Origin of the sequence: Moheibacter sp., assembly GCF_049672845.1 — a bacterium.
In the GTDB taxonomy this organism is placed as follows: Bacteria; Bacteroidota; Bacteroidia; order Flavobacteriales; family Weeksellaceae; genus Moheibacter.
This window is the reverse complement of the sequence record NZ_JBATWT010000005.1, coordinates 36,632-49,533: the sequence shown is the minus strand read 5'-3', so window position 1 is coordinate 49,533 and position 12,902 is coordinate 36,632. Positions and strand designations below refer to the sequence as shown.

Here is a 12,902-nt window from a genome sequence, read left to right as displayed (position 1 = left end):
TAAGTTAGAATAGAAAATATATTTTGTATAAAAAAAAAGCCCCGGATCTCCGGGGCCATTTATCAAAATTAATTAAAACTTACTTTTTAATGATTTTAAAGGTTTCAATCTGTCCGCCTTCAAGTGTTGCACGGAACACATAAGTGCCAGGCGCAAGAGAAGATAGATCGATTTCTTTGTTTTCAACCTTCAGATTGCTGATTACTTTCTGTCCGGTCATATTGAATGCAGATACAGACTGTACTGCTTTTTGTGAATCAATGTTCAGCGTGTTTTTCACTGGATTCGGATAATAAGCAAAATCAACGTTGCTCATATCACTTAATCCAAGTGTTTCACATTCACCTTCAATTGACATCACACCTTCAACATTACCACCGGCTCCGTCATCATACATAAACCAGGTCGTACCGTCATTTTGCCATGTCGGAAGAGTGCTTCCTGCCATATACTCAGTTGAGACCCAATAAGTGAATCCACCGCTTGAATCCAATTCAGATACGATAGCCACCCAGTATTTCTTATCATCAGCCGAAGTGGCAGGGAATATTTGGGCAGTCGGCAAGGTCAGCTCTACCGTGAAAATCGGATAGAAACCGAATAGATATCCGTTTGGTGTTACGGAAGTCGGAGTTATATTGGTAAATGTCTCACCAAACTGAGTTCCCACACCTGTATCACCTTCATAGAAACTTAAACTGAACGTAGTAGGATCACCACCAATAGTTGCGACATCAAAAGTGATTTTCTCAACTGTAAACTCTGTGTTGGCCATTACATTGAAATCATTCGCAGTTGTATATCCGCCACTGAAACCGATTCCGCTGTTTGGCTCTCCTGTATGAACTGGTGCACAAGGATCGTATACTGGTGGTTCAGAACAACTCAGGTTGATTACATATTCCCCTGTACTTGTACTGTAACCTTCTACCATGATGATATAAGTGCTGGTTCCGTCAGACAAGAAGCTTACTTCTGACTGTAATCCGCAGGAATCATCATTATATGCGATTTCATTGGTCATTGTACAGTCGCTGAATACTCTCAGAGTTGTGTCATAGAAAGATCCACAAAGCGAAACAGTCACAATCTGCTCTGTTCCTTCACCGGTAAAGCTGTAGAATACATCTCCTGCAGGATTTCCGCCTGAATCATTTGCACTCAGGGTGCTTCCTGAATGAGATTCTCCACAGGCAAGTTCCATGGCATCATCACAATCATCATTGGATGGTGGTGGTGGACAATCTTCAGAAAGGACATTCATTGTATATTCACCCAAAGTATTGAAAGCTGTATCTACAATCACGGGAAGATAATAAGTTCCTGCAGGTAAATTATAGAATCTTATGGTTCCGTTTCCGTCACCACAGGTAGTGAAATCATAAGTTCCAATTACAAAATCCGTAGTAGGACAGGAGTCTGTATAAACAATAAACATTTGTCCGTCCATTACGCCTGGAGTAGTACCACAATAATCTACGGTCAGGTTATTACAGTCTCCAGTCAATGTAACTGCTTCCCAAACTGCCGCATAGCCCAGAACATTGATTTCTTCAGTACTTCCGGTTGCGCCTTCGGTTGTACCGGTAAAGGTAGCCGGTGTACCATTGGTAAGCGTGGTAGGTGTTATATCTTCACAATTATCATTCGCCGGAGCAGGCGCCGGTAAATCACTACAAAGAAGATCTGAGAATGTAGCTTCTCCACCTCCCGGAATTGAACTGTTTACGATAATTCCGTTTTCATTGGCAATTGTAAACGAAGGTGTATTATCGTTCCAGGATCCCATAGATTCAATATATAATTCCACCGGATCAGCTGCTGATACAGTCTGAACATCCATAAATGGTGGTGAATCCATGTAAGGTCCGCCTGAAAGCAATACACTGCCATCTGAGTCACGGAATTCCCAGCTTACTTCGTCTCCAAGACCACTTCCAAATACAGTTACGGTCCACTCACAGTTACCACCTCCTCCTCCAGGAAGAAGAACTGTATAAGTTCCAAGTAAGGTAGCAGAAGGAATGTCGTCTGATGTATCTGCAGGGAAATAAATATTACCACTTGATGGAGCGGTTAGCATGGCAGCATACAATTCAGGAGTTATACTCCAAGTCGCCTCGCCGGTAAATGCTTGTGACCCGGTTGTGAAAGTAGTGGTTGCTGTAGTTGAATAGCTCCATATATTCATTCCGGAATCTGTATTCGAACCACGGAAAAGTGAGGGCGAATTGTCGGTAGGTACAGAAGCCGCAGTCAGGGTTGGAGTTCCAACATAAGTCGTAGTTCCAATAGCTTGAGTCCCTGCATTTGAGAAAAAGTTTTCCAAAATGAATCCAGTAAAAGTACTTCCGCTTGTTGTTGCTGAAGAGGCAGCAGTAGTTGCGGTGATAGTTACCTGATTTTCTACAGTAAGGTCTACAATCAATAAGTCATCACCACCACCTCCACCACTGGTTGCCAGAATTTCAACTTCCCAACCCAGTCGGTTAACAACAGTAGAGGCATTGAATTCAAAATGAAAGTTTCCGGATGAAGCGTTGAATACGCCCGAACCATTCGAAGCAATCATTTCAGTAAGGTCATAACCTCCAACATTAGAATCGAAGAGCAATGTACCAGAAGTATCTGTGCCATCATAGATTTTAAGCCAGTCCCAGTACCCAAATACTTCAAATGCATTGAATTCAATCTGAGAAACACCAGCAAGAGTAGAATTGGTTATACAACCACAGTTAGGATAATTCCCCGATGTCCCGTCAGGACCACCACCTGGTCCTCCCGGATCAAAAAAGAAGTCTCCTGTTGCTGGGTTAAATGTCTGAGTAGCACCGGCAGTCGGAATGAAATTTTCTTCAACTCCGTCTGAACCAAATTCAATAATACCCAAACCTGATTGAGAAAGTCCGGGTACCTCCATCATTGAAGCCTGAAAGGAAGCTTCAATTTCATTTTGTTCTTCCTGGCTGTAGAGCTGAGCGCTCAAACCAATAGGTAGCCATAGTAAAATGCAGCATAGAAAATAAAATTGTCTCATAAAAAAAGTGTTAATTTCCCTCTAAGATAGAAAAAAAAATTAACAACTTTATTCTTTATGTTAATGATTTTTAATTAGTTGATTAAACAAACATCGTAATAGGATTTTCCAGATACATCACCAAAGTTTGCAGGAATTGAGCGCCAGTGGCTCCGTCCACAGTTCTGTGATCGCAGGCCATACTCAGTTTCATTGTATTTCCAACAACAATTTGTCCGTTTTTCACAACAGGTTTTTGAATAATGGCTCCTACTGATAAAATACTGGAATTCGGTTGATTGATAATCGAAGTAAAGGATTCAATTCCAAACATTCCCAGATTAGAAACTGAGAAAGTACTTCCTTCCATTTCATCGGCTTTCAGTTTACGGTCACGTGCACGTTTTGCCATGTCTTTAACTTCGGTTGAAATATCAAAAAATGATTTGAAATCTGTGTTTTTAATTACCGGAACCAATAGTCCGTCTTCTACCGCAACGGCTACACCGATGTTGATATCGCCGTGAAGTACAGTTTCATCACCTTTCCAGGTTGAATTTACTTGCGGATGTTTGCGTAGGGCAAGGGCACAAGCTTTTACAATGATATCGTTAAAGGAAATTTTGAAATCCGGATTGGCTTTATTGATTTGCTCACGCGAACTGATACAGTTGTCCATATCCACTTCCACATTCAGATAATAATGTGGAGCTGTAAATTTAGATTCGGCAAGTCGTTTGGCAATCACTTTTCTCATTTGAGAATTAGTTACCGCTTCGCTTTCACGCTTCACATAATTTTGAGCAGATGCCGAAACAGCCCTTGGCTTAAAGTTCTCAACGTCTTTTTTAATAATTCTTCCGTTATCGCCCGAACCTTCTACATGACTCAGATCAATTCCTTTTTCTTCCGCTAGTTTTTTAGCAAGGGGAGAAGCAAAAATACGATCAGCTGAAGTTACAGCAACGGGTTTTGGCTTTTCTTCTTTCGGTGCTTCTGCCGGTTTAACTTCCGGTTGTTTGGTTTCTTTTTTATCTTCTTTAGGGGCTTCGGCTTTCTTTTTTGGCTTTCCTGTAGAAATGCCTGAAACATCTGTTCCTTCCGGACCGATGATGGCAAGAATTGAATCTACCGGCGCTGATTTTCCTTCTTCCGAACCGATGAACAACAAAGTTCCGTCGTATTCGCTTTCAAACTCCTGAACGGCTTTGTCTGTTTCAATCTCGGCCAGAATATCACCTTCGGCTACTTTGTCTCCAACTTTTTTATGCCATTTGGCAACCGTTCCTTCTTCCATGGTATCACTCAGGCGTGGCATGGTGATGACATTTACACCTTCCGGAATTTCATTCGAAGTTTCGGTCTCTTCAGAACTTTCAGATTGAGCTTCCGCTGCTTCCTCTTCCGTATTTTTTTCAGCTGAACTTTCATCGGAATCTGTAGAGAATTCCTCTCCTTCTTCACCGATGATGGCCAGAATAGTATCTACTTTGGCTGATTTTCCTTCTTCGATTCCTTGGTGAAGTAGGACTCCGTCGTATTCACTTTCAAACTCCTGAATGGCTTTATCGGTTTCGATTTCTGCCAGAATATCACCTTCCGAAACTTTATCGCCGACATTTTTATGCCATTTTACAACTGTTCCTTCTTCCATTGTGTCGCTCAATCGCGGCATTGTAATTTTTTCAGCCATAATTTATTTGTTTTCGAAAAGGTCTATAAAAGGATAATCGTTTTGCGAATAAGTATATTTGTACATGGTGTCTTGAGCAGGAAAAGCAGAATCTTCTGCATATTTTTCACATTCCTCCACATCGGCTTTTACTTCATCTACAATTTTGTCAAGTTCTTCCTGGGAAGCCCAGTTATTTTCAAGAATGGTATGTTGAACCAGTAAAATCGGATCTTCATCTTTGTATTTTTCAACTTCTTCCTTGGTACGATAAGGTTCCGCATCCGACATAGAATGTCCGCGGAAACGATAAGTTCTGATGTCCAGGAAAGTAGGTCCGTCACCGCGTCTTGCTCTCTCGATTGCTTCAAAAGCTGCTTCTGCAACTTTTACCGGATCCATACCATCCACCGGAAGCGAAGGCATTTCATATCCTAATCCAAGTTTGTAAATATCGTTGTGATTAGCGGTTCTTTCAACCGAAGTCCCCATGGCATATCCGTTGTTTTCACATACAAAAACCACCGGCAGTTTCCAGTTCATCGCCATATTAAAGGTTTCGTGAAGTGTTCCCTGACGGGCAGCACCATCCCCAAACAGACAAATCGTAACATTGTCACGTCCATTATATTTGTCTCCAAAAGCCATCCCGGCACCGACAGGAATCTGACCTCCCACAATTCCGTGTCCACCATAGAAATGATGTTCTTTGCTGAAAATGTGCATGGATCCCCCTAAACCTCTTGAAGTTCCGGATTCCTTTCCGCATAATTCTGCCATCACTCTTTTGGGATCAACACCCATGGCCATTGGCCATACGTGGCAACGATATGCAGTAATGACTTTATCAGCAGGTTTCATCGCATGCAGAAATCCTGCAGGAAGTGCTTCCTGACCATTGTATAAATGTAAAAATCCTCTGATTTTCTGTTTCAAGTATAGGGAACGGCATTTGTCCTCAAATCTTCTCCAGAAAGTCATTTCTCTGTACCACTGGAGATAAGTTTCTTTTGTAATCTTTTCCATAAAAACTTCGTGAAAGGCAAATTTAGGCGTAATAATTTATTTGTGCAAACCTCATTTAGGTTAACATATCATTGTTAAAATGCAAAGGCAGAAGCGAAGAAGCTGAAGGTAGTACGATTACCGTTCCGCTCATATTGTGCAACATGATTTCAATAGGCTGACCTTGAAGACTTTCGTATTCCAACAATGTTTGACGACAAAGTCCGCAGGGTGAAACATCTTTGGATGTATCCAGTACTGAAATAGCCAGTTTTAATTTTTTAGATTCCGGAAAATTGGCGTGAGCATAAGAAAGCAAAGTTCGTTCTGCACAAATACCCACCGGATAGGAAGCGTTTTCTTGATTACTTCCTGATAAAATTTCTCCGTTTTCTAAAAGAATTGCTGCGCCAACCCGAAATTTGGAATAGGGGGCATAGGCTTTTTCTGCTGCTTTTTTGGATAAATCAATCAGGTTTTGATTCTCTTCACTGAGTTCGTTTGGGTTGTTATATTTCTGATATTCAAATTGATAAGTTTTCTTCTCCATAAATTTTCTCTAAAAGGACAGCCAATTTAGAAATTATTATTAACTTTTAATTCCAAAACCTTCTTAAATATTATGTTAGTAAAAGTATTCGGCAGTGCCATTTATGGCGTTTCGGCAAAAACTATTACCATAGAAGTCAATTATGACATCGGAGTCGGCTATCATCTCGTCGGCCTTCCTGACAATGCGATCAAAGAAAGTAATTTCCGCATTTCTACTGCGCTGGTCAATACCGGATACAAAGTACCGGGAAAAAAAATCACCATCAATATGGCGCCTGCGGATTTGCATAAAGAAGGTTCAGCTTATGACCTGGCTATTGCAATGGGTATTTTGGCTGCTTCGGAACAAATTGAATCAGAAGGTATTTCTGATTATTTAATCATGGGTGAACTTGCACTCGACGGTGAAATCCGTCCCATCAAAGGTGTTTTACCTATTGCAATTCAGGCCAGGGAGGAAGGGTTCAAAGGATTTATACTTCCTAAACAAAATGCCAAAGAAGCTGCCATCGTCAATGGATTGGAAGTTCTCGGCGTGGAAAACATTTCGGAAGTAATTGAATTTTTCGATGAAGGAAAGCCCATCGAACCTACAAAAATTGATATTCAGAAAGAATTTTACGAACAATTAAACTCCTTTCCTTTTGACTTTGCCGATGTAAAAGGGCAGGAAAACGTCAAACGTGCATTGGAAATAGCTGCGGCAGGCGGACACAACATCATTCTCATCGGACCACCCGGAAGTGGAAAAACAATGTTGGCCAAAAGAATACCTTCTATACTTCCACCTCTAACAATAAACGAAGCACTCGAAACAACGAAAATCCATTCGGTAGCAGGAAAACTCGGTGAGAAAACTTCCCTGATGACCGTACGGCCATATTCTTCTCCGCATCATACAATCTCGGATGTTGGATTAGTCGGTGGAGGGTCTTTTCCACAGCCGGGTGAGATTTCTTTGGCGCATAATGGGGTTTTGTTTTTAGATGAATTACCGGAATTCAAACGGACGGTTCTGGAAGTGATGAGACAGCCCTTGGAAGATCGTGAGATTACAATTGCTCGGGCAAAATTTACCGTTACCTATCCATCGAGTTTTATGTTGGTGGCTTCCATGAATCCAAGTCCGAGCGGATATTTTCCGGATGATCCGAATAATACGTCCACTTTACAGGAGATGCAACGCTATATGAATAAGATTTCGGGGCCCTTATTGGATCGAATCGATTTGCACATTGAAGTCAATCCCGTTCCATTTGATGATTTGTCTGCTGAAAGAAATGGAGAGAAAAGTATAGAAATCAGAAAGCGTGTAGAGAAAGCGAGAAATATTCAAACCGAACGCTATAAGCATTTATCCAAAATCCATTACAATGCACAGATTGGTCCGAAACAATTGGATGAATTTTGCCAATTGAATGATTCGGGAAAAGCTTTGATTAAAACAGCCATGGAACGATTGAATTTATCGGCAAGAGCTTATGATCGAATTCTTAGAGTAGCTCGAACCATTGCCGATTTGGAAGGTTGTGAAAATTTAGAATCTTACCATATCAGCGAAGCTATTCAATACAGAAGTCTGGATCGGGAAGGATGGGGGATTTAGTGAATAATAACGATTAGTTAAGCAATTATTGCATTTGGTGAATTCAAAATGACATTTCCTAAAATAGCATATAAATGAAGATGGTTAATTATAGAACTTTACCCATAAAATAAATGTTATTATGAAAAATATATTTACCCTATTTACCTTATTTATAGGAATTTGTGTTTGGGCGCAAACCAAAATGTTTGTGCATAAGGCCACATCGGAAAATACAAGTGCAGCAGCTACCATGTTGGATCATCCTGATTTAAATGGCAATCCAAATGTGGGAGTGATTGTTGTCCATAATTGGAATCCAGGTGGAGTAGGAGGCGTTTACAATAATAGAGTTTCCGGTGTTTGGTATGATGGAGCTAAATGGTGGATTTTTAATCAAGATTTAACCAATTTGATTATTGGAACAAATTACAATGTATTGATTGGACCAAGTAGTAATACTTATATGCATCAAGCAACTTCTTCCAATACAACAGATCATTTTACTCAGTTACCTTCTCAGTATACGGATCAGTATTTATTTTATTCGACATATTATCCGGCTGTTTATAATAATCAAAGATATTCATGGGACTACATTAGTTCAACTCGTTATTTGTATAATCCTTCCTTTAACGACATTCCCAACAATGCACGATTTATCATTTATAAAAGTGCAGATGAAGTCACCTTCACCCATGTTACAAGTGCTTCCAACATTGTAGCGAATTACTCAATAATCGATCATCCCTTATTAAATGGCAATCCAAATGCTACCTTTGTTTTTAGTCATTTTTATGGTCTTTATGGTGAACCTACTCAACACAATATCGACAAAAATTTAGGGGTATGGTACGATGGTTCTAAATGGGCTATTTATACGGAAGATCAAACTTCTATGCCAGAAGGCTTAGCATTTGATATCTTGATTGCGGCCAATGAAATGAGCACGAATGAAGTTATTATTGCCGATAAAATCGATGTTTACCCCAATCCGGTGAAAGATGTTTTGAACATCAATTCCGAAAAACCGATTCAAAAAATTCAGGTAATGAATATGGCGGGACAAATTGTATATGAAGGAGGGGAAGTTTCTTCCATCAATATGCAGAATTTGCCCAAAGGATTGTACATTGTAAACATTCATACTCCCAACCAAATGCAGTCTAAAAAAGTGATTAAAGAGTGATGAGTTAACAGGAATAATTTAATTAAATAAAAAATCCCGCTTGAATTTCTCCAGCGGGATTTTGCTTATTCCGGAAAAATTATTTTTTGTTTTTATACATTTCTTCCGCCAATTTCACAGCGTTGTAGGCATCTACAACTCCTCCGGTTACGGAGATGTCTGCTAATTGTTCATTTTTATTGACCGATTTTAAAATGATTTCTTTCACTTCCAAAGCGGTTAATTTCGGATAGTGCGACCAAACCAATGCTGCTACACCGGCAACGATTGGGGAAGCCATACTGGTTCCTTGTTCTTCTTTGAATTCATCGTGCGGAACAGTCGAAAGGATTTCAGTTCCCGGTGCAAATACATCTACCGATTTTTTACCATAATTGGAGAAACTCGCTTTCAGTGCAGAAGCATCGGGAGTCGAAGCACCGACCGTAATGACCGCATCGATGACTTTATTTCCTTTGTCATCAAAATTGGACGGATAATGTACATCCACATCAATGTTCAGATCATCATTTCCTGCTGCTTTGATAAGTAAAGCACCTTTTTTCTCAGCATAACGCATAGCATCCCAAACGATGTCTCTTTCAGGCGAATGAGATTTACCGAATGACATATTCAGGATTTTCGCGCCATTGTCTACTGCATAACGAATGGAGTTGGCAACATCTTTATCACGTTCATCACCATTTGGAACGGTACGAACACCCATGATTTTCACATGATTCCCGGCGATTCCGTCAATTCCTTTGTTATTTCCACGAACGGCAGAAATTAATCCTGCAACGTGTGTTCCATGCCCTGCATCTGGCCCTTCCACATCGGCATTTCCATATTTACTTTCTTTTTTATCAGCATAATCATCCCCGACAATTCCTCTCGATTCAAAATCAACATTGTAATGGTAATTAATTTGTCCTTCGAAATATTCAATACCTCCCTGGAATTCATCTGTCAGTTGTTTTGAAATCGCAGCCATTGTTTTTCCTTCCCAATAATCTTTCGGGATAAAAGCAAAAAACTGCATGGCCGGCATGGTTTCTTCTGTTGGTGTATATTTTCCAAGACTTTCTTCGGTAACCAATTCAGAACCGAATGCTTCAACCAATGGCGGGAATCCGGTTTCTGCCATTTGTTTCATCATAGTGTATTGGACAAGCAAATTCTGTGATTCCTGAACTTTGCTGCTGATTTCTGCTTTGATTTCTTCGTAATCTGCAAAAGCTTCCGGATTTTTTGTTTTGTTCTCCGCATTTTTGGCAGCGTCAGCACCTTCAAACATCGGCAGATACGTATATTTATACATTCTGACTTTTTCCAGCGTATCGCCATCCACATTTTTACCATCTGCTCCGCCTATGAAATTCCATCCGTAAACATCATCGATGTATCCGTTTTTGTCGTCATCCTTTCCGTTACCGGCTTTCTCTTTGGGGTTTACCCACATATTGTCTTTCAGGTCAATATGATCTGCCTGCACACCACCGTCCAAAACGGCGGCAATCATCGCAACGGGTTTGCGGTTTTTTTCTTTCAGAAACTGATGTGCCTTTTCGGTATTTACGCCAAAAACACCTGTATCTTCTTTACTTTTATTGTACCATGCTTTTTCGGTTCTCAGGAGAATGGAATCCTGCGCGGTAATGGTCGCGGACAGCGTGAAAGCAAGTCCGAATGTTAACCAGAATCTATTCATTTTTTATCTATTTTTTATTACTTAATTCTTGCAGATATGTCGCAGATTTCGGCCCTTCGTTACAAAGTAAATCCAGAATGCTCAAATCGGGCATAAAATCAAATTTATCATCAAAAACCTGAAAGTATTCAGGGAAATTACCCACAGGTTCGGTTTTGGCATTGAAACGGTTCCGAAAATCAATTGATTCATCAACAAATTCATATTGATCGGTCAGATTTAATTCGATTTCGAGTTTTAATTTAGAAGCAATAAATTCAATCGTTTTCAGATTCAGCTCGAGCAGAAACTTTTCTTTCTTTTCAAAAATCGGAAGCAAATCATCTTCGTAAAACTCAAAATAAGGCGAACTTTTATAAGCCGAAACCAATGATTTGAAATGTTCCTTTTGCCAGTTATGATCATCAGAAACTTGGATGTCTTTCATTACCCTTGCACCATTGTGTTGGGTAGGAATTGCAAGCCGGAGTTTGCCGTTTGCACCCTGAATATAACAACGGTTCCGATAGGTTTGTTTCGGGAAATTTTCATTTGCTTCAAACCGATATTCGTCTGCTTTCAGCAGTTCTGCGAAATAAGAAACCGGTCCGAAATAAAAAGCGGGAAAAATCATTAATTACCTTCTTTTTCTTTTTGTTTCTTCTTTTTAATTCTATAATAATCCCAGGCGAAAAATGCACCCAATCCAATTAAGACATAAACCAAATAAGATTTTTTATCGGGATTATCATTGTTGATAGAAGTCATAAATCGGCTCCAGATAAATTTCTTAGGTGCTGGTTCAAACATTCCGTTCATATTGGCCCAAACCAAAATAGGTCTTCCGATGATGTGATCCTCCGGCACAGGTCCGAAATATCTGGAATCCAAAGACTGGTTTCGGTTATCACCACTCATAAAGAAATAATCTTGTTCAATCGTATATTGATTAGCTTCCTTTCCGTCAATGAATATTTTATCGCCCTCCATTTTTAAATCGTGGTGCTCATAATTGCGGATGATTCTTTTGTATAATTCTATATTGGATTTATCCAGTTTTACCACATCTCCTTTTTTCGGCACATAGTAAGGACCGTAAAAATCCTGGTTCCAGTTGCGGTCAACAGGGAAGGAGTTGGCTGAATCAAGTTTTGATGAATTGTGGAAGTGTTGAGATTCCTTTACTTCTTCAGGTGTATAAAATCTTTCAATTTTAATCTGAGGATTTGACTTGAATTTCTCAGCCATTTCAGGAGTCAATGCTTTGAACAGATAATTATACTGCTCGCCTTCTTTGGAAGAAGTTTCCATATAACCGTTCGGCCAGAAACCATAATCCACATCGGGCAATAATCCATATTCCTGATAAAGCAGTTCCTGACTGAATACATTACTGGTTGTTACTTTATACCGATGCTGAACAATTGCATCTTTTTTCGGAACAAATAATTTTCCGTTCACATAAAGTTCGCCTTCCTTGAATTGAACCGAATCGCCCGGCATTCCCACCAGCCTTTTTACATAGGCATCTTTACGGTCAATGGCATCGAAAATTGAATCGGCCGGATAGCTGAAAACCACAATGTCATTTGATTTCAAATCGCTCCATCCCGGAAGTCGCATATAAGGAAGTCTTGCTTTGTCCACATAAGCTTTACGATTGATGAATTCCGAAAAAGGAAGTCCGATGGGCGTGAAGGGAACCCTTACGCCATAACTCATTTTATCTACAAAAAGCGCGTCTCCGATTTTGATGGTGTTTTCCATAGAACCAGTCGGCACAACCATCGGCTGAATGAACCAGGTGTGAACCAGCGTTGCCAGTACAATCGCAAACAAAAGTGCCGCAATGAAAGTTCCTTTTCTTTCTTCCGGTCCTTCATAATCAGGTTTTTCGATATAATTCAGATAGAAAGCATAAAGTCCGACGGTTATAATCATCAGAATTGCATCGGTCCAGGTTCTTTTTCCGAAACTTCTTCCGAAATCCACCCAATAAACCCACCACATAATCGGTGCGACGATGGGCGTGAAAAATAAAATAATCCACCATTTCGGACGTTGAATCAGTCCCAGCCCAATCCAGAAATTATAAAAAGGAACAAATGCTTCCCAGGATTTACGGCCTGCTTTTTTGTAAAGCTGCCAGGTAGAAGCCCCGTAAATTATATTGTAAATTAAAAAACCGATCAGCCAGTTGACTAATAATTCCAT

The 12,902-nt window shown here is 40.0% G+C and carries 9 protein-coding genes; 2 read left to right on the top strand and 7 right to left on the bottom strand.

Annotated elements, in window-relative coordinates; genetic code table 11:
- Positions 1-79 precede the first annotated feature (79 nt).
- From WBF63_RS00355 to cdd, 4 genes are all read right to left on the bottom strand, one after another.
- Positions 80-3,037, bottom strand: coding sequence for a T9SS type A sorting domain-containing protein (locus tag WBF63_RS00355; protein WP_424367698.1), 2,958 nt, complete (start codon positions 3,035-3,037; stop codon positions 80-82).
- Positions 3,038-3,119: 82 nt separating this feature from the next.
- A complete protein-coding gene (locus WBF63_RS00350; RefSeq protein WP_424367697.1) occupies positions 3,120-4,709 on the bottom strand; it encodes a 2-oxo acid dehydrogenase subunit E2 in 1,590 nt (529 codons plus the stop codon).
- 3 nt (positions 4,710-4,712) lie between these two features.
- On the bottom strand, positions 4,713-5,714 hold the full coding sequence (gene pdhA / locus WBF63_RS00345) for a pyruvate dehydrogenase (acetyl-transferring) E1 component subunit alpha (protein WP_424367696.1): 1,002 nt from the start codon (positions 5,712-5,714) through the stop codon (positions 4,713-4,715).
- A 55-nt stretch (positions 5,715-5,769) separates the two neighbouring features.
- Complete coding sequence (cdd, locus tag WBF63_RS00340) at positions 5,770-6,243, bottom strand: cytidine deaminase (protein WP_424367695.1); 474 nt, start codon at positions 6,241-6,243, stop codon at positions 5,770-5,772.
- 72 nt (positions 6,244-6,315) lie between these two features.
- Between cdd and WBF63_RS00335 the strand changes: the two genes are divergently transcribed.
- On the top strand, positions 6,316-7,851 hold the full coding sequence (locus WBF63_RS00335; RefSeq protein ID WP_424367694.1) for a YifB family Mg chelatase-like AAA ATPase: 1,536 nt from the start codon (positions 6,316-6,318) through the stop codon (positions 7,849-7,851).
- Between the two features lie 121 nt (positions 7,852-7,972).
- A complete protein-coding gene (locus tag WBF63_RS00330; RefSeq protein WP_424367693.1) occupies positions 7,973-9,019 on the top strand; it encodes a T9SS type A sorting domain-containing protein in 1,047 nt (348 codons plus the stop codon).
- Between the two features lie 79 nt (positions 9,020-9,098).
- Here WBF63_RS00330 and WBF63_RS00325 read toward each other — a convergent pair whose 3' ends face one another.
- Genes WBF63_RS00325 through lepB form a run of 3 tightly spaced genes read right to left on the bottom strand, consistent with a single transcriptional unit; the run spans position 9,099 to position 12,902 of the window.
- Positions 9,099-10,709: a S8 family serine peptidase gene (locus tag WBF63_RS00325; RefSeq protein WP_424367692.1), complete on the bottom strand. Its 1,611-nt coding sequence runs from the start codon at positions 10,707-10,709 to the stop codon at positions 9,099-9,101.
- 7 nt (positions 10,710-10,716) lie between these two features.
- Entirely contained in the window at positions 10,717-11,322 is a 606-nt protein-coding gene (locus tag WBF63_RS00320) for a WbqC family protein (RefSeq protein ID WP_424367691.1), read from the bottom strand.
- The gene (gene lepB, locus WBF63_RS00315) at positions 11,322-12,902 is read right to left on the bottom strand and encodes a signal peptidase I (protein ID WP_424367690.1); all 1,581 of its coding nucleotides are present in this window, start codon (positions 12,900-12,902) and stop codon (positions 11,322-11,324) included. Before lepB ends, WBF63_RS00320 begins: the two co-directional genes overlap by 1 nt.